This is a genomic window from Janthinobacterium sp. 64, assembly GCF_002813325.1.
GTDB lineage: Bacteria > Pseudomonadota > Gammaproteobacteria > Burkholderiales > Burkholderiaceae_D > Janthinobacterium.
In genome coordinates, this window is the sequence record NZ_PHUG01000001.1 from 4,590,095 (window position 1) to 4,615,112 (window position 25,018).

Genomic DNA, 25,018 nt, shown 5'->3' on the forward strand with positions numbered 1-25,018 from the left:
CTTTCAGAGCGTCCCCTTCGGGCTGGGCGCCTGAGCCACGCGCACCGCCAGCGGTGCACCATTCACGGCGGAATCAACGCGGCTCATTGCACGCCGCTGCCGCCACAGCGTAGCCAGGAATCTTGCTGCCTGGCCAGTCGTCTTTCGATACGGCACTCCTCAGCGCGCTTTTGGCGCCTGTGGCCGCGCCATGGCCGCGCGCTTTCCTGGTTTCGCCTATACAAGGAAACCAGCATGAAAAAAATCTCGATCACCGTCGGCCTCGTTTCGACCATCGCCACCGTGGCCGCCTTGCCTGCGGCCCACGCCCAATCATCCGTTGATGTGTATGGCTTGATGGACGCTGGCCTGGTGCAGGAAGGCGGCGTCAGCAAGCTCACCAGCGGTATCTCGGCCGGCTCGCGCCTGGGCTTGCGCGGCACGGAGTCGCTGGGCAATGGCTTGCAAGCCGTGTTCACGCTGGAAGCGGGCGTGCAGAGCGACACGGGCCGCTCGGACCAGGCGGGCCAGTTGTTCGGCCGCCAGGCCTTTGTCGGCCTCAATAGCCCGCTGGGCATGCTGACCATGGGCCGCCAGTACAACCTGCAAAGCCAGGCACTGACGGACGTGGCCGACCCATTCGAGGGCGGCTTTGCCGGCGCGGCAACCAACCTGGCCGGCTATTCGGCCACGCGCATCGACAATACCGTGCGCTACACCTCGCCCGAGCTGCGCGGCGTGACCGCCACCGTCATGTATGGCTTTGGCGAACATACGGGTGTTGTGGCAGATCAGCGCTCGCTGGGCCTGGCCCTGGGCTATGTCAACGGTCCATTGACCCTGCGCCTGGCGCGCCAGAGCCGTGCCGGCGAGCCGGGCAAGGCCGACGTGAACAACACCATTCTGGCAGGTAACTACAACTTCGGCGTGGCCACGGCGTTTGCCGGTTATGGCCGCAACACGGGCGATGGCAGCACCATGTTCTTTGGGGAAAACCCATACGGCGCAGCGCAGGCACCGGCCCAGTCGATGGACAGCCGCGACGCCATCGTCGGCGTGTCCGTGCCGCTCGGCGCGACCACCGTGCTGGCCTCGTACGTGCACAAGGATGACCGCGACGCAGCCAACCGCGACGCGCGGCAGCTGGCCATCGGCGCCACGTATGCCTTGTCCAAGCGCAGCAAGGTATATGTGGCCTACGCGCACATCCGCAACCGCAACGACGCCGCCTACATGGTGGGCAATGCAACGGAAGTGGGCACGGGCAACCGCGCCTTCAACGTCGGCCTGCGCCACGCTTTTTAAGCGGGCAGCATTTTCCCTTGCAGCAATAGTTCCTCGAAGGCGGACGCGGTCAGCGGGCGGCTGAACAGATAGCCCTGCATCTGGTCGCAGCCGTGCTGGCGCAGGAAAGCCAGCTGCTGCTCCGTTTCCACGCCTTCGGCGATGACTTTCAGGCGCAGGCTGTGTGCCAGCGAAATGATGGCGCGCACGATGGCTGCGTCGTCGCCGTGCGTGATGTCGCTGACGAAGGTCTTGTCGATCTTGAGTACGTCGATGGGGAAGTGGCGCAGGTAGGCCAGGCTGGAATAGCCGGTGCCGAAGTCGTCGATGGACAGTTGCACGCCCAGCGCCTTCAGCTTGGTCATGATGGCCGTAGCTTGTTCCACGTCATGCATGACCATGCTTTCGGTCAATTCCAATTCCAGATGGGCGGCCGTCAGCCCCGTCTCAGCCAGCGCTTGCGCCACCGCATGCAGCAGATTCCTTTGCTTGAATTGCCGCGCCGACAGGTTAACAGCCAAGCGTAGCGGGCCGTGGCCGGCCAGCTGCCAGGCGCGCGCCTGGGCGCATGCGGTGTGCAGCACCCAGTCACCGATGGGGATGATCAAGCCCATTTCCTCGGCCAGGCCGATAAAGCTGACCGGTGCAATGCGCCCCAGTTGCGGATGTTGCCAGCGCAGCAGCGCTTCCATGCCCACCACCTTGCCGCTGGCCAAATCCAGCTGGGGCTGGTATTCGAGGTGGAACTGCCCCCGTTCCAGGGCATGGCGCAACTCGCTCTCCAGTCCCAGCCGCTCCAGGGTGCCCGCATTCATGCTGGAGGCATAGAATTGCCAGTGGCCCCGTCCCTGTTCCTTGGCGCGGTACATGGCGATGTCGGCGTGCTTGATCAGGGTGTCGGCATCGTCGCCATCGTCGGGATACACGGCCACGCCCATGCAGCAGCTGAGAAAAAATTCATATTCACCCAGTTGCAGCGGCTGCGCCACGGCGTCCAGGATGCGCTGCAGGATGGCGGCGCCCGGTTCGCCATTGCCATGCTGGGGCAGCAGCAGCACGAATTCGTCGCCGCCCAGGCGCGCCACCGTGTCGACTTCGCGCGTGGCGTCACGCAGGCGCTCGGCGACGCTTTTCAGCACCAGGTCGCCCGCGTCGTGGCCCAGGGTGTCGTTGACGAATTTAAAGCGGTCGAGGTCGATGAACACCACCCACAAGGGCAGGCCGCTGCGCCGCGTCACGGCCATCGCCTGCTCCAGCCGTTCGCGCAGCAGGGCCCGGTTGGCCAGGCCCGTGAGGATGTCGTGCCTGGCCTGGAATTCCAGTTCCTGTTCGAAGCGCATGACGCTGCTGATGTCGTATTGCGCCACCACAAAGTGGCTGACGGGGCCATTGCCATCGTCGCGCACGGGAGCGACGAACAGCTCGCTCCAGTAGCTGCTGCCATCCTTGCGAAAATTGCGCACGATGGCCTTGCCTTCGCGCTGTTCGCGCAGGGCGGCTGTAATCTCATGCATGTCTTGCCGCCCTTGCTCGGGACCTTGCAAGTCTTCCAGGCGCTGGCCGATGACGTCGCCAGCCGCATAGCCGGTGATGCGCTCGAAGGCGGGATTGACGTATTCGATCAGGTAGCCCGGCGCGTCGGCGCTGCACAGGATGATGGCATTGGCCGATACTTCGATGATGCGTTCGCGCAAACGCAGCGACTTTTCAGTGTGCATGCGCGCGGCGATGTCTTCGGACAGGCGCAAATTGGCAAACTGCAGCGCCGCCGTGCGCTCGCCCGTGATGCGGGTAATCACGGAATTGCGCGACACGAGCTGATACACATAGGCGGCTGCCAGCAGGCTCGACAGCAGGCCACCCAGCAGCACATACAGCGAGCCGCGATGGTTCGCATCCAGGCCCATGCCTTTGGCCGGCAGCAGGGCAGCGCCCAAGGTGTGACCGCTGGCGTGATACTGCAGCAGCAGCCGGGTGCTTTCCGACTCGATCTGGCGCGCCGAGGCGTAGCACAGGGCCGTCAGGCACAGCCCGACCGCCAGCGTGATCAGGGCCGAGGTGGAAACGGAAATGGAGATGCGTCTGAAAAATGATTGCATGATGGCGTCCGGTAAGCAGCGCCGGCGCCGATCCGTGATCCGGCAGCCCTGGCAGTGATTGACTGTAGGGCGTGCGGCAGATTGCCGTCCGTTCGCTACCGAACGGACGGCAATGCCAGAAAGAAATATAGTCGGGTCACTGTGCCAGCGCTGTGTTACGCTCCAGCATATGGCGCCCCTCGTTCGGACGTCTTTCATCGATCCCCTAGCTGACGACTGGAAAACAGGAAAACTGCCCATGTCGAGTCCGCATGCCCAGCTGCACAACCCGAATCAAAACCATTTGCTTGCCGCCATGCTCGACGCCGATTTCGCGCGCCTGGCCCCCCACCTGGAGCAAGTCTCCATGTTGCTCGGTGACGTGATCTACGATTCGGGCGACAAGCTGCAGCATGTGTATTTCCCCACCACCGCCATCGTGTCCATCCACTACCTGCTGGAAAACGGCGGCTCGTCGGAAATTGCCGGCGTCGGCAATGAAGGCGTCGTGGGCGTGTCGCTGTTCATGGGCGGGAATTCGACGCCGAGCCGCGCTGTGGTGCAGACGGGCGGCGTCGGCTACCGGCTCAAGGCCCACCTGCTGATGGAAGAATTCGACCGCGCCGGTCCCGTCATGCGCTTGCTGCTGCGCTATACGCAAGCGCTGATCACGCAAATGTCGCAGACGGCCGTGTGCAACCGCCACCATACGGTGGAGCAACAATTGTGCCGCTGGCTGCTGCTGACCATGGACCGTCTGCCGAACCGCGAGCTGACGATGACCCAGGAGTTGATTGCCAACATGCTGGGCGTGCGCCGCGAAGGCGTGACGGAAGCGGCCGGGCGTTTGCAGACGCGCGGCTTCATCAGCTACCGTCGCGGCCATATCTCCGTGCTGGACCGCGCCGGCCTCGAAGGCCATGTGTGCGAATGCTATGGCGTGGTCAAGAAGGAATTCGCGCGCCTGCTGTCGGACGTGCGCCAGCGCTAGGGTTCCTGATCTCCGCATTTCCCTCTTATCGTTGTCACAGCCCAGGCTACCTCATGCAATCTGTTGAAAACATTCCCCCGCGCGCACCGTCGCGCTGGCCCATGGCGCTGGCGTTTTCGTTCAGCGCCATCGTGCTGCTGGCCATCGGCCTGCTGGCCTGGCGCGCGCCGTTCGAGACGGCCTGCGTCATCGATGCGCTGGTCTTCTTGCTGCTGATGCTGCTCGTGGCGCTGTACCGGCGCACCTTGGCGGCCAGCCTGCCGCGCCAGCTGCTCAAGGCGGGCGCCTTGCAGGATGCGATTTTCAACAGCGCCAATTTCTCGTGCATCGCCACCGATGCGCAGGGCGTGATCCAGATTTTCAACGTGGGCGCCGAACGCATGCTGGGCTATGCGGCGAGCGACGTGGTCGACAAGCTGACGCCGGCCGGCATTTCCGACGCGCAAGAAATTGTCGCGCGCGCGGCCGCCCTCAGTGCCGAACTCGATACCGTCATCACGCCTGGCGTGGAGACGCTCGTGTTCAAGGCCACGCGCGGTATCGAAGACATCTACGAATTGACGTATATCCGCAAGGATGGCAGCCGCTTCCCTGCCATCGTCTCCGTGACGGCCTTGCGCGATGCGCAAAGCAAGGTCATCGGCTACTTGTTGATCGGCACGGACAACACGGCGCGCAAGCAGGTCGAGGCGGAACAGGCCTTGCTGGACCAGCGCCTGCAGGAGCAGCAGGCGTACACGCGTTCGCTGGTCGAGACCAACAATGCCGAGCTGAAAAAGGCGCGCCAGGTGGCGGAAAAGGCCAACCGCGCCAAGTCGGAATTCCTGTCGAGCATGAGCCATGAGTTGCGCACGCCGCTCAATGCCGTGCTGGGCTTTGCGCAGCTGATGGCCTCCGACGTGCCGCCACCCACCGTGCCGCAGCAGCGCTCGATTGAACAAATCCTCAAGGGTGGCTGGTATCTCTTGCGTTTGATTAATGAAATTCTCGACCTGGCCATGATCGAATCGGGCAAGGTCACCTTGTCGCAGGAAGCCATGTCGCTGCTCGACGTGCTGCAGGATTGCCAGGCGATGATCGCGCCGCAGGCGGAAAAGCGCGGCATCCGCATGCAATTTCCCCGCTGCGGCGAAGCTTACTTCGTGCATGCGGACCGCACGCGTGTGAAACAGGTGATGGTCAACCTGTTGTCGAACGCCATCAAGTACAACCAGAGCGGCGGCGCCGTCACCGTCGACTGCAGCCAGCGTGGCGGCAAGGTGCGGGTCAGCGTGCGCGACAGTGGCGCCGGTCTCGACGCGGGCCAGGTGGCCCAGTTGTTCCAGCCATTTAATCGCCTGGGACAGGAAAACAGCACGGAAGAGGGCACGGGCATCGGCCTCGTCGTCACCAAGCAATTGGTCGAATTGATGGGCGGCACCATCGGCGTCGACAGCACGGTCGGCGTGGGCACCACGTTCTGGTTCGAGCTGGCCGCCAGCAGCGCACCGGAACTGGTGCTGGGCGACGGCGATGCGCTGCCGCAGGTGCAGGTGCCGCAGGAAAGCCAGCGCACCTTGCTGTACGTGGAAGACAATCCCGCCAACCTGGCGCTGGTGGAGCAATTGATCGCCCGCCGCAGCGATTTGAAGTTGCTCACGGCCATAGATGCGCACCTGGGCATCGACCTGGCGCGCACGTATCAGCCGGACGTGATCTTGATGGATATCAACCTGCCCGGCATCAGCGGCTATGGTGCCCTGAATATCCTGCATGATGACCCGCTCACCAGTCACATTCCCGTCATGGCCCTGTCCGCCAACGCCGTGCCGCGCGACATCGAGAAGGGCCTGGAAGCGGGCTTCTTCCGCTATCTGACCAAGCCCATCAAGGTCGTCGAATTCATGGAGGCGCTCGACGTGGCCCTGCATCATGCAGCCGCGCACGGCCTGGCCGACGACACTCACACAGTACGCTAATTCAGCATTTAATTTTAGGAATACCGCCATGCTTCAAGCCACCGAGATCCTGAACGCCAGCATCCTCATCGTCGATGACCAGGAGGCCAACGTCATGCTGCTCGAACAGGTGCTGCGCAACGCCGGCTATACGCGCATCACCTCCACCATGGACCCGCAAGCCGTGCGCGCGCTGCACCAGCAGCACCGCTACGACCTGATCCTGCTCGACTTGCAGATGCCGGAAATGGATGGCTTCGAAGTCATGGAAGGCTTGCGCGACATCGAGGCGGGCAGCTATCTGCCCGTGCTGGTGATCACGGCCCAGCCGGGCCACAAGCTGCGCGCGCTGCAAGCGGGCGCCAAGGACTTCGTCAGCAAGCCCTTCGACCTGGTGGAAGTCAAAACACGCATCCACAACATGCTGGAAGTGCGATTGCTGTACCAGAAACTGGCCGAATACAACAAGTCGCTGGAGCAGATGGTGGAAGAACGCACGGCGGAGCTGCGCGAAAGCGAAGCGCGCTTCCAGCGCTTCACGGAACTGTCGTCCGACTGGTACTGGGAACAGGATGCGCAGGGCAACCTGACGCGCTTTTCCGGTCCCGTGGCTGAAATGCTGGGCATCGGCAGCGAAGAGGAGCCGCAGCGCTGGAACGCGGCCGAACGTGCCTTGCTCGACGCAAAAATTGCCGCGCGCGAACCGTTCCTCGACTTCATCTACAGCCGCGCCAACCTCGACGGCAGCACGCAGTATCTGCAGGTCAGCGGCGAACCGATGTTCGACAATGGCAGCCGCTTCATCGGCTATCGCGGCATCGGCCTCGATGTCACGGAGCGCTTGCGGGGAGCGTGATTTATACTTGGTGTCATCGACATCGACAAGGAAAGCATCATGGCTGACAAATCTCCCTCCTACTGGTTTCCCGCCAAGACCTATGGCTGGGGCTGGGGTTTGCCCATCACCTGGCAAGGCTGGCTGGTATTCCTGGCCGCGCTGGCGCTGTTCGCCTGCGGCGCCTTCCTGTTCCCGCCGCAAACCATGTTCGTAGGCTACATCGTGTATGAAGTGGCCATCGTTGCCGCGCTCATTTTCATCTGCCAGCTGAAGGGCGAACCGACCGCCTGGCGCTGGGGCAAGAAGAAGTAGGTCGATGCACAAAGACGACAGCTGCAAGAAATCATCTGGCCACGCGGCGTGAACCGCGTATAATTGGCTCGCTGCCGCAAGGCGGCAAACGCTAGGGGTCCTGCCTTTCGCTGTGGAAACACGGTGCAAGCGCGGGTGAGAAATACCCTCCGAACCTGATCTGGATAATGCCAGCGAAGGGAAGCTTTAGGATGAACGCACCCCGCTTTTCCGCGTGCGCGCAGCCGAACCTCCTTAGCTGGCTCCAGGCTTAAAAATAGTCTAGCCAAGGAGCCAAAATGAACGCCAACCCGAAATTCCTCTCCGCCACCGCCACGGTCGACGAAGCCGCCATCGCGCCGCTGCCCAATTCGCGCAAGATCTATGTCGAAGGCAGCCGCCCCGACATCCGCGTGCCCATGCGCGAAATCAGCCAGTCCGATACGGAAGCGTCGTTCGGCGGCGAAAAGAATCCGCCGATCTACGTCTACGACACCTCCGGCCCGTACACGGATCCGGACGTGAACATCGACATCCGCTCGGGTCTCGATACGCCGCGCCTGCCGTGGATCATGGAACGTGCCGACACGGAAGAATTGCCCGGCCCGACCTCCGATTACGGCATCGCCCGCCTGGCGGACCCGAAGCTGGCCGAGCTGCGTTTTAATTTGCACCGCAAGCCGCGCCGCGCCATGGCCGGCAAGAACGTGACGCAAATGCATTACGCGAGGCGCGGCATCATCACGCCGGAAATGGAATTCGTCGCCATCCGCGAAAACATGCGCCGGCAAGAGTATTTGCGCGAACTGCAAGCCTCCGGCCCCATGGGTGAGCGCCTGGCCGAGCTGATGGGCCGCCAGCATCCGGGCCAGTCGTTTGGCGCCAGCATCCCGCAAGAAATTACGCCTGAATTCGTGCGCGAGGAAATCGCCCGCGGCCGCGCCATCATTCCCGCCAACATCAACCATCCGGAAGTCGAACCGATGATTATCGGCCGCAATTTCCTCGTGAAAATCAACGCCAACATCGGCAATTCCGCCGTCACCTCGTCGATCGGCGAGGAAGTGGAAAAGATGACCTGGGCCATCCGCTGGGGCGGCGACAACGTGATGGATCTGTCCACAGGTAAACATATCCACGAAACGCGCGAATGGATCGTGCGCAACAGCCCTGTGCCGATCGGCACCGTGCCCATTTACCAGGCGCTGGAAAAGGTCAATGGCAAGGCCGAAGATTTAACTTGGGAAATTTTCCGCGATACCCTGATCGAGCAGGCCGAGCAGGGCGTCGACTACTTCACCATCCATGCAGGCGTGCTGCTGCGCTATGTGCCGATGACGGCCAAACGCTTGACGGGCATCGTGTCGCGCGGTGGCTCCATCATGGCGAAATGGTGCCTGGCGCATCACCAGGAATCGTTCCTGTACACGCATTTCGAAGACATCTGCGAAATCATGAAAGCGTATGACGTCTCGTTTTCACTGGGCGACGGCTTGCGCCCCGGTTCCATCTACGACGCCAACGACGAAGCGCAGCTGGGCGAACTGAAAACCCTGGGCGAGCTGACGCAAGTGGCATGGAAGCACGACGTGCAAGTGATGATCGAAGGCCCCGGCCATGTGCCCATGCAGCTGATCAAGGAAAACATGGACTTGCAGCTGGAACAGTGCGGCGAAGCGCCGTTCTACACGCTGGGACCGTTGACCACCGATATCGCGCCCGGCTACGACCACATCACCTCCGGCATCGGCGCGGCCATGATCGGCTGGTATGGCACGGCCATGCTGTGCTACGTGACGCCGAAGGAACACCTGGGCCTGCCCAACAAGGCCGATGTGAAAGACGGCATCATCACCTACAAGATTGCGGCGCACGCGGCCGACCTGGCGAAAGGCCATCCGGGCGCGCAAATCCGCGACAACGCGCTGTCGAAAGCGCGCTTTGAATTTCGCTGGGACGACCAGTTCAACATCGGCCTGGACCCGGACAAGGCGCGCGAATTCCACGATGAAACCCTGCCCAAGGATTCGGCCAAGGTGGCGCATTTCTGCTCCATGTGCGGCCCGCATTTCTGCTCGATGAAGATCACGCAGGAAGTGCGCGAATACGCGGCCGGCATGGGCATCGCGGAAGACAAGGCGCTCAAGCAGGGCATGGAAATCAAGGCCATCGAATTCATCAAGAACGGCGCCGAGCTGTACCGCAAGGTCTGAAGGAGGGCGTGATGACTGCATTGATATCCATCACGCTCAACGGCGCACCGCACCAGGTGCCGCCCGGGCAAACCCTGGACCAACTGATCGCCGCGCTGTCGCTGGAAAACCAGGCGCTGGCGCTGGCCGTCAACCGCAATGTGGTGCCGCGCAAGGCGTGGCCGGGGCAGGTTTTGCAAACCCAGGATCAAGTGGAAATAGTCCGCGCCATCGGCGGCGGCTGAACTAAGGAAAAAGCAATGAACAGTAATAACAACGACCTGCTGACCATCGCAGGCAAACAGTATCAATCACGCTTGCTGGTCGGTAGCGGCAAGTACAAGGACTTGCCGCAGACGCGCGAAGCGACGGACGCGGCCGAGGCGCAGATCATCACGGTGGCGATCCGGCGCGTGAATATCGGGCAAGACCCGAACGCGCCCAGCTTGCTCGACGTCGTGCCGCCGGACCAGTACACGATACTCCCGAACACGGCCGGCTGCTACAACGCGAAAGACGCCGTCTACACCCTGCAGCTGGCGCGGGAGCTCCTGGGCGGGCGCAATCTGGTGAAGCTGGAAGTGCTCGGTGATGAAAAGACCCTGTTTCCGCACATGCCGGAAACCTTGATTGCGGCCGAAGCGCTGGTTAAGGATGGCTTTGACGTGATGGTTTACTGCAGCGACGACCCCATCCAGGCGAAGATTTTGGAAGACATCGGCTGCGTGGCCGTCATGCCGCTCGCTTCCCTGATCGGCTCGGGCATGGGCATTTTGAATCCGTGGAATCTGTCGCTGATTATCGACCAGGCGAAAGTGCCCGTGCTCGTCGATGCCGGCGTGGGCACGGCGTCGGATGCGGCCATCGCCATGGAACTCGGTTGCGATGGCGTGCTGATGAATACGGCCATTGCCGGCGCGCGCGACCCCGTGCGCATGGCGCGCGCGATGAAGCTGGCCGTGCGGGCCGGGCGCGAAGCATTTTTGGCGGGCCGCATGCCGCGTAAATTTGCCGCCTCGCCGTCGTCGCCGATGGCGGGCCGGCTGGCGTGATGGCGCCGATGCGTCTGCCGTGTCGTCCGGTTGTGCTGGTGTTTGCCGGCCTCGACCCTTCCGGCGGCGCCGGCCTGGCCGCCGATATTCTGGCCATTGCCGCGCAGGGCGCGCATGCCTTGCCCGTCATCACGGCGCTGACGGTGCAGGACAACGACAGGGTTTTTGGCGTGCAGGCGGTGGCGCCGGAATTGCTGCGCCGCCAGGCGCTGGCCCTGATCGACAAGATGGCCATTCACGCCGTCAAGATCGGCATCCCCGGCAGTGCTGCGAATGCGGCCGTCATTGCGCAACTGATCGCGCAATTGAAGCTACTCCAGCCCGATTTGCCTGTCGTGCTGGACCCCGTGCTGGCCAGCGGCCATGGCGACGTGCTCAGCCGGGACGATGCCGTGCTGGCGCTGGCGCCCTTGCTGCCGGTGACGACCGTCATCGTGCCGAACGGGCCGGAAGCGCTGGCCCTCGGTGGCGCAGAAAACTTGCGCACGCAAGGTTGCGCCAATGTGCTGGTGACGGGCGGCCATGGCGACGGTGAGGAAGTGCTCAACCGTTGGTTTGATGCCGAGGGCGGCGAGCGCGAGTGGCGCTGGCTGCGCTTGCCCGGCGAATTTCACGGCAGCGGCTGCACCCTGGCGTCGGCCATCGCGGCGCGCCTGGCGCAAGGCGTGCCGGTGCAAGAGGCGCTCGATGGCGCGCAAGCCTATTGCCACGCGGCCCTGGCCGGCGCGTATGCGATAGCGCCAGGCCAGCTGATGCCGCAACGATTTTTTACCTAAGGAAAACATCATGCGTGGACTGTATCTGGTCACCCCGAACTGGGACGACACCGACCGCCTGCTCGACGTCAGCGAGCAAGCCCTGCAGGAAGGCGTGGCCCTGCTGCAATACCGTCACAAGAGCGCCGAGGCGGAGCAGCGGCGCGAGCAGGCGGGCGCCTTGCTGGCCCTGGCCCGCAAGTATGGCGTGCCTTTCATCATCAATGACTTCATCGAGCTGTGCGAAGAGCTCGATGCGGACGGCGTGCACGTGGGGGGCACGGATGCGTCCGTGGCGCAGGTGCGCGCGCGCCTGGGCAAGGACAAGATCGTCGGCGCCTCGTGTTATGGCGACATGGCCCTGGCCCGCACGGCCGAGGCGGGCGGCGCCAGCTACGTGGCCTTCGGCGGATTTTATCCTTCGCTGGTGAAAAAGTATCCGGTGACCACGCCTCTCGATATCGTGCTGCAAGCCAAACGCGAGATCGCCTTGCCCTGCGTGGTGATCGGCGGCATGACGCCGGAGAACGCGGCGCCGCTGGCCGCGCGCGGCGCCGACATGGTGGCGGCCATCACCAGCGTCTACCAGGCGGACGATGTGGATATCGCAGTGCAGCAATTCAATCGATTATTTGCAGCATGCGCAGGGGAATGGAAGGCTGATTTGGGCGAATAATCGGCATATAATAAGAGCATCATTCATTACCGAGGTCCCCCACCCATGAGTCAGCCAGCCGCCGCGAAACGCCTTATCCTGATCGTTGACGATGACCAGCTCCTGTTGGAATTCCTCGGCGAAGTCCTGCGCCATGCCGGCTACGAGACGGCCCTGGCCCATTCGGCCGAAGTGGCGCTGCAGCTGATCGCCCAGCGCGAGCCCGACCTGGCCTTGCTCGACATCCACATGCCGGGCATGTCCGGGCTGGAACTGGCCAAACGCCTGCATGGCGAAACGGCCGTGCCATTCATGTTCCTGTCGGGCAGCGGCGACAGCGAATCGGGCAAGCAGGCGGCCGCCTACGGCGCCGTCGGTTACGTGGTCAAACCCGTCGACGAAGGCCGTTTGATGCCTGCCTTCGAAGCCGGTCTGGCGCGTGCCGATGAAATCCGCCAGCTGCGCCGCACCGAACTGAACCTGAACGCGGCCCTGGCCGCCGGGCGCGAAACGAGCCTGGCCGTGGGCCTCTTGATGGGCAAGTTCCAGACGGACCGCAACACGGCTTTCGAAGTGCTGCGCGACCATGCCCGCTCCAGCCGCCGCAAGATCAATGAAATCGCCAGCCAGCTGCTGCTGGCCGAGGAAACCCTGAACGGCTTGCACGGCGCCTTCCTCAACCGCGCGAAAGCCAAGTAAACGTTTCAACCATACACAGGACACACATGAAAACCAAAGCAGCGATTGCATGGAAGGCGGGCGCGCCTTTGACCATCGAGGAAGTCGACCTGGCCGGCCCGCGCGAGGGCGAGGTACTGGTCGAAATCAAGGCCACGGGCATTTGCCATACCGATTACTACACCCTGTCGGGCGCCGATCCGGAAGGCATCTTCCCGTCCATCCTCGGCCATGAAGGCGCCGGCGTCGTCGTTGACGTGGGCCCGGGCGTGAAAAGCCTGAAAAAGGATGACCACGTCATCCCCCTGTACACGCCGGAATGCCGCCAGTGCAAATTCTGCCTGTCGCAAAAAACGAACCTGTGCCAGTCGATCCGCTCGACCCAGGGCCGCGGCCTGATGCCGGACGCCACGTCGCGCTTTTCCATCGACGGCAAGCCCATCTTCCACTACATGGGCACCTCGACCTTTTCGAACTACATCGTCGTGCCGGAAATTGCCCTGGCCAAGATCCGCGAAGACGCGCCCTTCGACAAGGTGTGCTACATCGGCTGCGGCGTCACCACCGGCGTGGGTGCCGTGCTGTTTACGGCCAAGGTCGAGGCGGGCGCCAACGTGGTCGTGTTCGGCCTGGGCGGCATCGGCTTGAACGTGATCCAGGCTGCGAAAATGGTTGGTGCCGATAAAATCATCGGCGTCGACATCAACCCGGCCCGACAAGCCATCGCGCGCAAGTTCGGCATGACGCATTTTGTCAACGCCAACGAAGTGGAGAACGTGGTCGACACCATCGTGCAACTGACGGACGGCGGCGCCGATTATTCGTTTGAATGCATCGGCAACACCACCACCATGCGCCAGTCGCTTGAATGTTGCCACAAGGGCTGGGGCCAGTCCATCATCATCGGCGTGGCGGCGGCCGGCCAGGAAATTTCCACCCGTCCATTCCAGCTGGTGACGGGGCGCGTGTGGAAAGGTTCCGCCTTCGGCGGCGCACGGGGACGCACGGACGTGCCGAAGATCGTCGACTGGTATATGGAAGGCAAGCTCAATATCGACGATTTGATCACGCACCGTTTGAAGCTGGACGATATCAACCAGGGTTTCGACCTGATGAAGAGCGGCGAATCGATCCGCTCCGTCGTGCTGTATTAATTGAAATGCGCCGTACCACGGCGTTTTTGCGGAGGCTGCGGCCTCCGTTTTTTTTGCTCCGCGTTCCATCCATCGTCCATGCTTGCCGTCCAGGCAGGGTTTTTTGCGGCCTGTCGCAGCGTGCTGGAGACCAGGTTCGTTTGCCGCTAGAGTCAACGCTCCACTACTTTTGCGACGAGGCAGCCATGTCCACTTCCCACCGTTTGATCCTCAGCCTGGCCGGTATCTTGCTTGGCGGCAGCGCACTGGCCGTGCAGCCGCCCGCGCCGCCCGCGCCACCAGCCGCGCCCAGCAAGAAAATCAATATTTCCATGGGCAGCGGCGATGGCTATGCGCTCGTCGACAGTAGCGAGGATAGCGTCACCATGGCAGGCACCGATGTCGATGGCCAGCAGATTAAACAGCTGCAGCGTTCGCTCAAGGGGCATTTCCTGTGGTTCCGTGACCAGGGCAAGGGCTATGTGACGCAGGATGCCGCGCTGTTGGCCCGCGTGCGCGACGCCTGGAAGCCATCGCAGCAACTGGGCTTGCAGATGAGCGGCCTGGGCAAGCAGATGAGCGAACATGGCAAGGCCATGGGCGAAATGGGCCGCAAGATGGGCGCCCATGGCGCAGCGCAGGCGAATGGCGGTACGCGCGATGCGGAGCAGCTGCAAACGCTGGGCCGCCAGCAGCAGGAACTGGGCCGCAAGATGGGCGAGGCGGCGCGCCGCCAGGCGCAAGCGACCACGGAGACGGCGCGCCGAGCGGCAGGGCGCGAGGTGGAACGCCTGCAGCAGCAAATGGAAGATGCGCAGGATGCGATGGAAGAGGCCAACGACCGCATTGTCGCCAAGCAAGATGTCGAAGCGGCCAAGGCAGACGCGCTGTCGCGCCAGATGGATCAGCGTGGCAAGCCGATGGAAACCCTGGGCAAGCAAATGGAAGCGCTGGGACGCCAGCAGGAAAAGGCATCGAAAGCAGCCGACAAGACCACGCGCCAGGTGATCGCCCAGGCGCTCAGCGAAGGCAAGGCAAAACTGGTGCGCTAAGCAAGATGCCAGGTGGCGGCCACGGCGCGGTATTGCGCCGGCAACTGCCCCCTGGCCTCGTCTTCGCTGGCATACACGGCATCCTGTACGGTTTCCCAGCGCGCGTCGCAACTGAAACGGTAGACTTGCGCTTCGCCCCCGTAGCGGCACACGGCCAGGCCGTGGATGGCGGTGGGGGCGCCACCATGCTCATCGGTGACGTGGCCGAAGGGCCGGTCGGACCAGGCCCAGGCCAGTACGCGGGCGCCGTCGAGGTGAGTCGGTGGTGTCATGGGGATGCAGGCTGCGGTGTCGGGATGGCGATTGTAGCGCGCGTGGGCAAAATGCCGCGACCGCTGGACAAATGCACAGTATTTTTAGCCATGCCGGTATAATCACGGCATGCAAAATCTTCTTCACAACCTCAATCCCGAACAATTGGCTGCCGTGACGTTGCCGGCCCAGCATGCCCTGATACTGGCCGGTGCCGGTTCGGGCAAGACCCGCGTGCTGACCACCCGCATCGCGTGGCTGATCCAGACCCAGCAGGTGTCGCCGCCCGGCATCCTGGCCGTGACGTTTACGAATAAAGCCGCCAAGGAAATGCTCACGCGATTGTCGGCCATGCTGCCAATCAATACGCGCGGCATGTGGATCGGCACCTTCCACGGCCTGTGCAACCGCTTGCTGCGCACGCATTACCGCGACGCGGCCTTGCCGCAAACGTTCCAGATCCTCGACTCGCAGGATCAATTGTCCGTGATCAAGCGCTTGTTGAAGGCGAACAATATTGACGATGAAAAATTCCCGCCGAAGACGGTGATGTATTTCATCAACAATGCCAAGGACCAGGGCTTGCGCGCCACGGATGTGGAAGCGTACGACGCGCACGAGCGCAAGATGGTCGAGCTGTACCAGCTGTACGACGACCAGTGCCAGCGCGAAGGCGTCGTCGATTTTGCGGAACTGCTGCTGCGCACGTATGAATTGCTGAGCCGCAACCAGCCCCTGCGCGAGCATTACCAGGCGCGCTTCCGCCACATTCTGGTCGACGAGTTCCAGGATACGAATAATCTGCAATACAACTGGTTGAAATTGCTGGCCGGCCACGGCAGCCGCGATGGCGGCGCCCTGTTTGCCGTCGGCGACGATGACCAGAGCATCTACGCGTTTCGTGGCGCGAATGTCGGCAACATGAGCGCCTTCGAGCACGAGTTCCAGGTCAAGAACTTGATCAAGCTGGAGCAGAACTACCGCTCGCACGGCCACATCCTCGACAGCGCCAACGTGTTGATCGCGAACAATAGCAAGCGCCTGGGCAAGAATCTGCGCACGGACGCGGGCCATGGCGAGCAGGTGCGCGTGTATGAAGCCAGTTCCGACTTGCAGGAAGCGCAGTGGATCATCGAAGAGGCGAAAAGCCTGATCGCCGATGGCGCCTCGCGCAGCGAAATTGCGATTCTGTACCGATCGAATGCGCAGTCGCGCGTGATCGAACATGCGCTGTTTTCAGCCAGCATTCCGTATCACGTGTACGGCGGCCAGCGCTACTTCCAGCGCGCCGAGGTCAAGCACGCGATTGCCTATTTGCAGTTGATGGACAATCCGCACAATGATTCCGCTTTCTTGCGCGTGGTCAATTTCCCCACGCGTGGCATCGGCATGCGCTCGATCGAGCAATTGCAGGCAGCGTCGGAGCAGTACGGCATTTCGCTGTACGCCGCCGTGCCCTACGTGGCGGGCAAGGCGGGCAGCGTGCTGGCCGGCTTCGTCAAGCTGATCGAAGGCGTGCGCTTTGAAACGCAGCAGTTGTCTCTGCCGGAAATGGTCAGAGTCGTGCTGGAAGCGAGTACCTTGCTGCAGCATTACCAGAATGAAAAGGAAGGCGCCGACCGCATCGAGAACCTGGAGCAGATGGTCAGCGCGGCCAGCCAGTTCGTTTCCGAGGAAGGCTTTGGCCAGGCAGCACCGGCCCATCTGGGCCCTGCCGCCCAGGCGCAATCGGGCGCGCCCGTCGTCAACCAGGATGGCATCGACATCCTCGATGCCGACGCGCCGCTGCCGGCCGTCATGTCGCCGCTCTCCGCCTTCCTCTCGCATGCGTCCTTGGAAGCGGGCGACAACCAGGCGCAGGCGGGCCAGGATGCGCTGCAGATGATGACGGTGCACTCGGCCAAGGGCCTGGAATTTGACAACGTGTTCATCACGGGCCTGGAAGAGGGCTTGTTCCCGCACGAAAGCAGTTCGAAGGAAGACAATGGCGTGGAAGAGGAGCGCCGCTTGATGTACGTGGCCATCACGCGCGCGCGCAAACGCTTATATATGAGCTTTGCGCAGACGCGCATGCTGCACGGCCAGACGCGCTACAACATGAAGTCGCGCTTCTTTGACGAGTTGCCGGAAGAATCGCTGAAATGGCTGTCGCCGAAGGTGCAGGCGAACTGGTTCGGCAACCGCAAGTCGGCCTGGGACGAGGCGCCCAAGGTGGTCAGTCTGGGTTCGGATAATGCGATTGCACAAAAGATCGCGCAAAAAGCCACGGGCGGCGGCTGGCGCATCGGCGAATCGGTGGCGCACGCCAAGTTCGGCGAAGGCGTGATCGTCAATATCGAAGGCGGCGGCGGCAATGCGCGCGCGCAAATCAACTTCGGACAGCATGGCATGAAGGTGCTGGACCTGGGGATTGCGAAGCTGGAACGACTGGGACGCTAAATACCGGGGTCAGACCCGCCTGGGGGAATGCCTTCCAATGGAAGGCATTCCAATCCGTCAGGACTGACCCCAGCTGACCCCAGCTTTAATTTTTGTCCAGCGACACCGTCTTGCTGTCATCGACGGGCAAGCCGAAGATCTGGCGGTAGGCGGCGTAGAACGAGCAATGCATGATGATGGTCAAGATCATCGACAGGGGCATCATCAGTTGCATCATCAGCGGCGTGCGGCCAAAGATGACGGCCAGTAACTGGCTGGTGACGACGCTGATGGCGAACCAGGTGGCGGCGAAGACGATGAAGGCCGACAGCGAGCGCCAGACGGCGAAAAAGCTGAAGAACAGCGCCTTGCCCAGGCTGATGCGTTGCCAGTAGATCAGCGGCGCTGCAAAGCAGAAGGCCATCGCCGCCGGCACGTACATCGCGATGGCCAGCAGGATGCCCAGGCCCAGGCGCGATCCCGGAATGATGGCGCGCGCCTCTTCTTCCGACAGCTGTCCCGTGACCAGTTGCCACAGCAAGCCATCGTCGACCAGGGTCGAGGCGCCGATGGCAACGATGGCCATCAGGATATACAGCACGCCCAAGCCCAGCAGGGACGCCAGCGCGGGTTTGCGGAAGCCCGAGATCAACAGGCTGGGCAGGACGCGCTTGCCCTGGTCGATATGCAGGCAGCCTTGCACGAAGGCGATGGAAAATACGGGCACCAGGATGACGGGCAGCATTTGGCCGAGCACGGGCACGATGCTGACGGCCAGCATGCAGAACATATAGCCGAGAAACAGCATCGACATGCCGCCAGGTTGCTGGCGAAACAGGGAGAAGCCCTGTTTCACCCATTGCCAACCTGTACTTGCAGGTAATTTTTCCATGTTTAAAACAGTTCCGGGGCAGGTGTGGCGATACGTTCGCGCAGAATGCGTTCGAAATGCGCGGGATCGTGCGGGGTCAGCATTTCCGCTTCGCGCGGCTGGTAGTAATCGTACAGACGCGACAGCCAGAAGCGCAGCGCGGCAGCGCGCAGCATCGCTTGCCATGCCGTCTGTTCTTCACGCGTGAACGGACGCACGGCCTGGTAGGCGTCGAGCAGGGCGCGCACTCTCGCCTTGTCGAGCACGCCCGTGGCCAGGTCCACGCACCAGTCGTTGACGGTGACGGCCACGTCGAACAGCCACGTGTCGCAACCGGCAAAATAAAAGTCGAAAAAGCCCGTCAGTTGCTCGCCGTCAAACATGACGTTGTTGCGGAACAAGTCGGCATGCACGGGGCCGCGCGGGATGGCTTTATACGTATCGCAGGCAGCAAAGGCGTCCTGGAAATGAATTTCCGCGCGCAGCAAGTGCGCCCTGGCATCGTCGAGGTGGTGCAAGACCAGCGGCGTGGTGGCGTTCCACCACTGCAGTCCCCGCAAATTCGGCTGCTGCAGGGGGAAGTCCTGCGCCGCCAAATGCATTTTCGCCAGCATGGTGCCGACGGCCGCGCAATGCACAGCTTGCGGCGCCATCTGCGAGCTGCCGTCGAGTTTGCTGACGATGGCGGCCGGCTTGCCTTGCAAGGCCGTCACCAGCTCGCCATCGGCGTTGGCGATCGGCGCGGGCACCAGCACGCCCCGGTCCGCCAAATGGCGCATCAGTTGCAGATAGAACGGCAATTGCTCGAAGCTGAGGTTTTCAAAGATCGTCAGCACATACTCGCCGCGCTCCGTGCTCAGGAAAAAGTTGCTGTTTTCGATGCCGGACGCGATGCCCTTGAGCGCCAGAGGTTTGCCGAGTGGAAACTGCGTGAGCCACTGGCCGATATCGTCCAGGTGTAGCGCGGTAAAAACTGCCATGGGAAAAGGGGATGATCTAAATGGTCAAAAAAAGCCGGCTGCCCCGCAGGTGGCCGGGGCAGGGCAGAGTGGCTGCTTACTTCGTTGCTGCGGGCGGTGCTGGCGCGTCCGCTGCCTCTTCATCGCGTTGTTTCTGTTTCTTCTTGCCCAGATCAAATTCCAGCACTTTCCATTGCGGGCCGCGCAGGGCGCCGCCGTGGGCCTGGTCGGCGCCAGCGGCTGGCTTCATGTAATACGTGCTGCCGCCGCTGGTGACTTTCACTTCGCTGGTGACGCCCGCTTCGCGTTTTTCGGTGATCTGCTGCTTGGCGGCGGCCGGCGCCACGGTGATGGGCGCTTCGCCCATTTCCTCGATACGTTCGAGCTGTGGCGGCGCTTCGCTCGGTTTGGCCGGCGTCTGGGCGCTGGCGATGGCCGAACATGCCAGCAGGGGCAGGGCGAGGAATGTCCAGAGTGTCGATGTACGCATCATGATGGGTTCGCTTCCATGTGTGGGACTGCAGCGCGTGCAGTGCTGTATTGCCGTCAATTTATCTATAAGGCATTGTAACAAACTGGTAGGCAATGCTGTTTAATTGCGGCGAAATGGCTGGCAGCGGCAGCCCGCGCGCCCGCACGGGGCCGCCAGCTTGCTAAAAAACGCCAGGGACGGCACGCATTGCGGCCATTGGCGCGGCCCTAAACTCTGCGATAATTGGGCGATATTCCACCCGCCCGCCGCTGTGTCTTCCCGGCTGGCGCGGCTCACCTTATTTTATTGGCATTATGCAAAACACCCTGCTGTTAGTCGACGGTTCCAGTTACCTCTATCGTGCCTTCCATGCGCTGCCTGACCTGCGCAGCCCGGATGGCTATCCCACGGGCGCCATGCACGGCATGGTCAACATGCTGCGCCGCCTGCGCGCCGATTACCCGGCCGCCTACATCGCCTGCGTGTTCGACGCCAAGGGTAAAACTTTCCGCGATGATATGTATCCCGAGTACAAGGCGACGCGCGCCTCGATGCCGGACGACCTGCGCCTGCAGATCGAACCGATCCACGAAGCCGTGCGCGCCATGGGCTGGCCCATTTTGATGGTCGACGGCGTGGAAGCCGATGACGTGATCGGGACGTTGGCCGTGCAGGCGGCCAGCGCCGGCATGAACGTGGTGGTGTCGACGGGCGACAAGGACTTGGCGCAGCTGGTCAACAGCCAGGTCACCCTGATCAATACCATGAGCAACGAAAAGCTCGACGAGGCGGCCGTGCTGGCCAAGTTCGGCGTGCCGCCGAACCGCATCATCGATTACCTGTCGCTGATCGGCGATACGGTCGACAACGTGCCGGGCGTGTCGAAATGCGGCCCGAAGACGGCCGTCAAATGGCTGACCTTGTACGACAGCCTGGAAGGCGTGATGGAAAACGCGGCCAGTGTGGGCGGCGCCGTCGGTGAACACCTGCGCACGGCCCTGCCATGGCTGCCGCAGGCGCGCGCCTTGATCACTGTCAAGACCGATTGCGATTTGTCGCAACACATGACAACCATCGCCGACTCGCTCGTGGCAAAACACGAAGACAAGGAAGCGCTGCTGGCCTTCTTCAACCGCTACGGCTTCAAGGCCCTGCTGCGCGAACTGGGCGCCACGCCGCCGCCGATGTCGCCCGTTGGCGCACCGATAGCGACGAGCAATACGACCGGCGACATGTTCGCCGATGCCGTGCCAGCAGTCGAGGCCGTGTATGAAACCGTGCTGACGGACGAGCAGCTGGACAAATGGATCGCGCTGATCGATGCGGCTGCCCTGACGGCTGTCGACACGGAAACCACGTCGCTGGAACCGATGACTGCGCAAATGGTCGGCATTTCCCTCTCGGTGGCCGAACACGCCGCCTGCTACATCCCGCTGGCGCACGACTACGCGGGCGCGCCGGAGCAGTTGACGCGCGAGCACGTGCTGGCGAAACTGCGCCCGTGGCTGGAAGATGCCAACAAGCCCAAGCTGGGCCAGAACCTGAAATACGACAGCCATATCTTCGCCAACCATGGCGTGACGTTGCGCGGCATCGCCCACGATACCCTGCTGGAATCGTATGTGTTTGAATCGCACAAGAAGCACGACATGGACAGCTTGGCCCTGCGCCACCTGAACTACACGACGATCCCGTTCGAGGATGTGTGCGGCAAGGGCGTCAAGCAGATCACGTTCAATCAAGTCGAGGTGGAGCAGGCGGCGAAGTATGCGGCCGAGGATGCCGACGTCACCTTGCGCTTGCACAATGCCATGTGGGGCAATGTGGCGAATGATGAAAAACTCACCTACATCTATGAAAAGATCGAGATGCCGACGGCCGTGGTCTTGCAAAAGATCGAGCGCAACGGCGTGCTGATCGACGATGAATTGCTCAACATCCAGTCGGCCGAACTGGCCGTGAAGATTTTAGAATTGGAAAAGAAGGCGTATGAACTGGCCGAGCAGCCGTTCAACCTGGGTTCGCCCAAGCAGATCGGCGAAATCTTCTTTGAAAAGCTGAAACTGCCGGTGGTCAAGAAAACCCCGACGGGCGCGCCTTCGACGGATGAAGAAGTGCTGCAAAAGCTGGCCGAGGATTATCCGCTGCCGAAAGTGCTGCTCGAATACCGCGGCATGGCCAAGCTGAAATCGACCTACACGGACAAATTGCCGAAGATGATCAACGTCACGACGGGTCGGGTGCATACGAACTATGCGCAAGCCGTGGCCGTGACGGGTCGCTTGGCGTCGAACGACCCGAACTTGCAGAATATTCCCATCCGTAGCGCGGAAGGGCGCCGCATCCGCGAAGCCTTTATTGCGCCGCCGGGCAGCCATATCGTCTCGGCCGACTATTCGCAGATCGAATTGCGCATCATGGCGCACATCTCTGGCGACGAAGCCATGTTGCGCGCATTTGCCGACGGCATCGACATTCACCGCGCCACGGCCGCTGAAATCTTTGGCGTGCCGGCCGCGGAAGTGCAGAGCGAACAGCGCCGCTATGCCAAGGTCATCAATTTCGGCTTGATCTACGGCATGAGCGCATTCGGCCTGGCCGGTAACCTGGGCGTGGACCGCACGGCCGCGCAAAGCTATATCGACCGATATTTCGCCCGTTTTTCCGGCGTGAAACAGTATATGGAAGACACGCGCCAGCAAGCCAAGGCGCGCGGCTACGTGGAAACCGTGTTCGGCCGCCGCCTGTGGCTGCCGGAAATCAATTCGCCAAACGGCCCGCGCCGCCAGGGTGCGGAACGGGCGGCGATCAATGCGCCGATGCAGGGCACGGCCGCCGACCTGATCAAGCTGGCCATGATCGCCGTGCAAGGCTGGCTGGAAACGGACGGCTTGCAAACGAAGATGATCATGCAGGTGCACGATGAACTGGTGCTGGAAGTGCCGGACGCGGAACTGGAACTGGTCAAGCGCAAGCTGCCGGAACTGATGGCCAGCGTGGCCGCGCTGAAGGTGCCGCTGACGGCGGAAGTGGGCGTTGGGCGCAATTGGGACGAAGCGCATTGATGCTGCGTCGGCTTACGCGGGGCATGCCCCGCTAAGCCGACCTACGTGCCGATCAAGAGTGACGAGCAGTGACCGTAGGTCGGCTTAGCGCGCAGCGCGTAAGCCGACATTTTTTGTTAACACACCCTTCAGGAGAAACGCATGAGCGACATGATCACCGATTGTGAAAGTTTGCTGGGCCAGAGCAGCCTGTCCGGGCCGGATGGCCGTCGTGATTTCCTGAAGGTGGCGCTGGGCGCGGGTTTTGCCGTGGCCGTGCTGCCCGTGGCGGCGCAAAACGTCATCAAGACGGATTCCGCCGGTCTCGTCACGGGCAGCATGTCGGTGATGGTCGATGGCCAGGCCGTGCCCGTGTATGCGGCCCAGCCGGAAGGCAAGACGGGTTTGCCCGTGGTCTTGGTCATTTCGGAAATCTTTGGCGTGCATGAACATATCGCCGACATGGCGCGCCGTTTCGCCAAGCAAGGCTATCTGGCCCTGGCGCCCGATCTGTTCGTGCGCCAGGGCGATCCGACCAAGGTGTCCAGCATCCCGGAATTAATGAAAGGCATCATCGCCAAGACGCCGGATGCGCAAGTGATGGCGGATCTCGATGCGGTGGTGGCGTGGGCGAAGCAGAATGGCGGCGACACGAGCCGCCTGGGTATCACGGGTTTCTGCTGGGGCGGCCGTATCACCTGGCTGTACGCGGCGCACAATCCGGCCGTCAAGGCGGGCGTGGCCTGGTATGGCCGCCTCGTGGGCGAGTCCAATCCCTTGCAGCCAAGCAACCCCATCGATATCGCCCCGACCTTGAAAGTCCCCGTGCTGGGCTTGTATGGCGGCAAGGATACGGGCATCAGCCAGGAATCGATCGGCAAAATGAAGGAGGCGCTGGCCAAGGGCGGCAACAAGTCGGAATTTGTCGTGTATCCCGATGCGGGCCACGCCTTCAATGCCGATTACCGCCCCAGCTACGTGGCGGCCGATGCGAAAGACGGCTATGCGCGTTGTTTAGCCTGGTTCAAGCGCCACGGCGTGGCCTGATCGGCAACAGAAAAACACCGCATTTCCCAGAAGTTAACGCGAAAGGCGCACCGGGCTGTAAAATGCCCGCTGCGCGCCAATGCAGTACAATTGCATCTTCATCGCGCGACGCTGCCGCCAGACGCGCAAATGTAAACAATAGATAACAACGCATTCATCAGGCCAGACGCCAGCATCGCGGGCGCCAGTGACCCGGCGCCATTTTGAGGTAAGAAAATCATCGATCCCGTCCTTATATCCATTTTGCTCGCGACCACGCTCGCGGGCGTGTTGAGCATTACCGCGGCGGCGATCTTTTCGTTTGCATTCCTGTCCAAGGTGGTCGAGCGCATGGTCAGCTTGTCCGTCGGCATCATGTTGTCGACGTCCTTGCTGCACGCCTTGCCCGAAGCGTTCGAGTCCCAGGCGGACCCGCGCAGCCTGTTCGCCACCCTGCTGGCGGGTTTGCTGGCCTTCTTCATGCTGGAAAAATTCGCCATCCTGCGCCATTCGCACCACCACGAAGGCGATGGCCACCACCATGCGCACGGCCACGACAAGCACGAGGCGGGCAAGGCCGGCTGGATGATCCTGGTCGGCGACGGCATGCACAACTTTACGGACGGCATCCTGATCGCCGCCGCCTTTCTGGCCGACCCGAAGCTGGGCCTGGTGACGGGCCTGGCCATCATCGCGCATGAAATCCCGCAGGAAATCGGCGATTTCATCGTACTTCTCAACGCCGGCTTCTCGCGCTTGCGTGCCTACATCTTCAATCTGCTGTGCAGCCTGATGGCGGTGGCGGGCGGCTTGCTTGGCTATTTCACCCTGGACCGCGCCAGCAATCTGATTCCCTACGTGCTCGTGTTCGCCTCGTCCGGTTTCATCTACATCGCCTTGAGCGACCTGATGCCGCAGATGCAGCGCCGCGCCACCTTGCGCGAAACCATCCCGCAAGTGCTGTTGATCGCGCTGGGCGTGTGCATCGTGCTGTTCCTGACGCATCAGCGCCACGGCGGTTGATGTACTGACTGTGTGGGTGTAGTATTGCCTTTCTGACT

Annotated in this window: 22 protein-coding genes and 1 riboswitch; of the genes, 17 read left to right on the plus strand and 5 right to left on the minus strand. The window is 62.2% G+C overall.

The window, feature by feature from the left end; translation table 11 throughout:
• Positions 1-234 precede the first annotated feature (234 nt).
• Positions 235-1,284, plus strand: a complete 1,050-nt coding sequence (locus CLU91_RS20215) for a porin (RefSeq protein ID WP_100875556.1) — start codon at positions 235-237, stop codon at positions 1,282-1,284.
• Here CLU91_RS20215 and CLU91_RS20220 read toward each other — a convergent pair.
• Positions 1,281-3,362 (minus strand): putative bifunctional diguanylate cyclase/phosphodiesterase, encoded by a 2,082-nt coding sequence (locus tag CLU91_RS20220; protein ID WP_232730813.1) that lies wholly within the window; start codon positions 3,360-3,362, stop codon positions 1,281-1,283. The two genes, CLU91_RS20215 and CLU91_RS20220, sit on opposite strands and share 4 nt — an antisense overlap.
• 238 nt (positions 3,363-3,600) lie before the next feature.
• Here CLU91_RS20220 and CLU91_RS20225 point away from each other — a divergent pair, with 238 nt between their 5' ends.
• The 12 genes from CLU91_RS20225 (at position 3,601) to CLU91_RS20280 (ending at position 14,915) form a co-directional block, all read left to right on the plus strand.
• Positions 3,601-4,332, plus strand: a complete 732-nt coding sequence (locus tag CLU91_RS20225; protein ID WP_100875558.1) for a Crp/Fnr family transcriptional regulator — start codon at positions 3,601-3,603, stop codon at positions 4,330-4,332.
• A 53-nt stretch (positions 4,333-4,385) separates the two neighbouring features.
• A complete protein-coding gene (locus tag CLU91_RS20230) occupies positions 4,386-6,290 on the plus strand; it encodes a PAS domain-containing hybrid sensor histidine kinase/response regulator (RefSeq protein ID WP_232730814.1) in 1,905 nt (634 codons plus the stop codon).
• Positions 6,291-6,318: 28 nt separating this feature from the next.
• A complete protein-coding gene (locus CLU91_RS20235) occupies positions 6,319-7,125 on the plus strand; it encodes a response regulator (protein WP_100875560.1) in 807 nt (268 codons plus the stop codon).
• A 39-nt stretch (positions 7,126-7,164) separates the two neighbouring features.
• Positions 7,165-7,419, plus strand: coding sequence for a hypothetical protein (locus CLU91_RS20240; protein WP_099760686.1), 255 nt, complete (start codon positions 7,165-7,167; stop codon positions 7,417-7,419).
• 83 nt (positions 7,420-7,502) lie between these two features.
• Positions 7,503-7,618, plus strand: a riboswitch (TPP riboswitch).
• A gap of 79 nt (positions 7,619-7,697) precedes the next feature.
• Positions 7,698-9,611: a phosphomethylpyrimidine synthase ThiC gene (thiC, locus tag CLU91_RS20245; protein WP_100875561.1), complete on the plus strand. Its 1,914-nt coding sequence runs from the start codon at positions 7,698-7,700 to the stop codon at positions 9,609-9,611.
• 20 nt (positions 9,612-9,631) lie between these two features.
• A complete protein-coding gene (thiS, locus tag CLU91_RS20250) occupies positions 9,632-9,835 on the plus strand; it encodes a sulfur carrier protein ThiS (RefSeq protein WP_070222852.1) in 204 nt (67 codons plus the stop codon).
• Between the two features lie 15 nt (positions 9,836-9,850).
• Entirely contained in the window at positions 9,851-10,642 is a 792-nt protein-coding gene (locus tag CLU91_RS20255) for a thiazole synthase (protein WP_100875562.1), read from the plus strand.
• On the plus strand, positions 10,642-11,418 hold the full coding sequence (gene thiD, locus CLU91_RS20260; protein WP_232730815.1) for a bifunctional hydroxymethylpyrimidine kinase/phosphomethylpyrimidine kinase: 777 nt from the start codon (positions 10,642-10,644) through the stop codon (positions 11,416-11,418). Before CLU91_RS20255 ends, thiD begins: the two co-directional genes overlap by 1 nt.
• Before the next feature lie 10 nt (positions 11,419-11,428).
• Positions 11,429-12,073 carry a thiamine phosphate synthase gene (gene thiE / locus CLU91_RS20265; RefSeq protein WP_100875563.1) on the plus strand — a complete coding sequence of 215 codons (645 nt, stop codon included), beginning with the start codon at positions 11,429-11,431 and terminating at the stop codon, positions 12,071-12,073.
• A gap of 45 nt (positions 12,074-12,118) precedes the next feature.
• Positions 12,119-12,751, plus strand: coding sequence for an ANTAR domain-containing response regulator (locus CLU91_RS20270; protein ID WP_100875564.1), 633 nt, complete (start codon positions 12,119-12,121; stop codon positions 12,749-12,751).
• Positions 12,752-12,777: 26 nt separating this feature from the next.
• A complete protein-coding gene (locus CLU91_RS20275) occupies positions 12,778-13,884 on the plus strand; it encodes an S-(hydroxymethyl)glutathione dehydrogenase/class III alcohol dehydrogenase (RefSeq protein ID WP_100875565.1) in 1,107 nt (368 codons plus the stop codon).
• Positions 13,885-14,069: 185 nt separating this feature from the next.
• Positions 14,070-14,915: a hypothetical protein gene (locus CLU91_RS20280; protein WP_157814745.1), complete on the plus strand. Its 846-nt coding sequence runs from the start codon at positions 14,070-14,072 to the stop codon at positions 14,913-14,915.
• On the opposite strand, the gene CLU91_RS20285 is transcribed toward CLU91_RS20280, so the two are convergent.
• The gene (locus CLU91_RS20285; protein ID WP_100875567.1) at positions 14,912-15,187 is read right to left on the minus strand and encodes a hypothetical protein; all 276 of its coding nucleotides are present in this window, start codon (positions 15,185-15,187) and stop codon (positions 14,912-14,914) included. The two genes, CLU91_RS20280 and CLU91_RS20285, sit on opposite strands and share 4 nt — an antisense overlap.
• Positions 15,188-15,296: 109 nt before the next feature.
• On the opposite strand from CLU91_RS20285, the gene CLU91_RS20290 reads away from it, so the two are divergent.
• The gene (locus CLU91_RS20290) at positions 15,297-17,606 is read left to right on the plus strand and encodes a UvrD-helicase domain-containing protein (RefSeq protein ID WP_100875568.1); all 2,310 of its coding nucleotides are present in this window, start codon (positions 15,297-15,299) and stop codon (positions 17,604-17,606) included.
• Between the two features lie 85 nt (positions 17,607-17,691).
• On the opposite strand, the gene CLU91_RS20295 is transcribed toward CLU91_RS20290, so the two are convergent.
• The 3 genes from CLU91_RS20295 to CLU91_RS20305 form a co-directional block, all read right to left on the minus strand.
• Entirely contained in the window at positions 17,692-18,477 is a 786-nt protein-coding gene (locus tag CLU91_RS20295) for a BPSS1780 family membrane protein (protein ID WP_100875569.1), read from the minus strand.
• A 2-nt stretch (positions 18,478-18,479) separates the two neighbouring features.
• A complete protein-coding gene (locus tag CLU91_RS20300) occupies positions 18,480-19,436 on the minus strand; it encodes a homoserine kinase (RefSeq protein WP_100875570.1) in 957 nt (318 codons plus the stop codon).
• A gap of 76 nt (positions 19,437-19,512) precedes the next feature.
• Positions 19,513-19,908, minus strand: a complete 396-nt coding sequence (locus tag CLU91_RS20305) for a hypothetical protein (RefSeq protein ID WP_100875571.1) — start codon at positions 19,906-19,908, stop codon at positions 19,513-19,515.
• A gap of 293 nt (positions 19,909-20,201) precedes the next feature.
• On the opposite strand from CLU91_RS20305, the gene polA reads away from it, so the two are divergent.
• From polA to CLU91_RS20320, 3 genes are all read left to right on the plus strand, one after another.
• Complete coding sequence (gene polA, locus CLU91_RS20310) at positions 20,202-22,952, plus strand: DNA polymerase I (protein WP_100875572.1); 2,751 nt, start codon at positions 20,202-20,204, stop codon at positions 22,950-22,952.
• Between the two features lie 141 nt (positions 22,953-23,093).
• Positions 23,094-23,978, plus strand: a complete 885-nt coding sequence (locus CLU91_RS20315) for a dienelactone hydrolase family protein (protein WP_100875573.1) — start codon at positions 23,094-23,096, stop codon at positions 23,976-23,978.
• A gap of 243 nt (positions 23,979-24,221) precedes the next feature.
• Positions 24,222-24,980 (plus strand): ZIP family metal transporter, encoded by a 759-nt coding sequence (locus CLU91_RS20320; RefSeq protein ID WP_100875574.1) that lies wholly within the window; start codon positions 24,222-24,224, stop codon positions 24,978-24,980.
• The last annotated feature ends 38 nt before the right edge of the window (positions 24,981-25,018 follow it).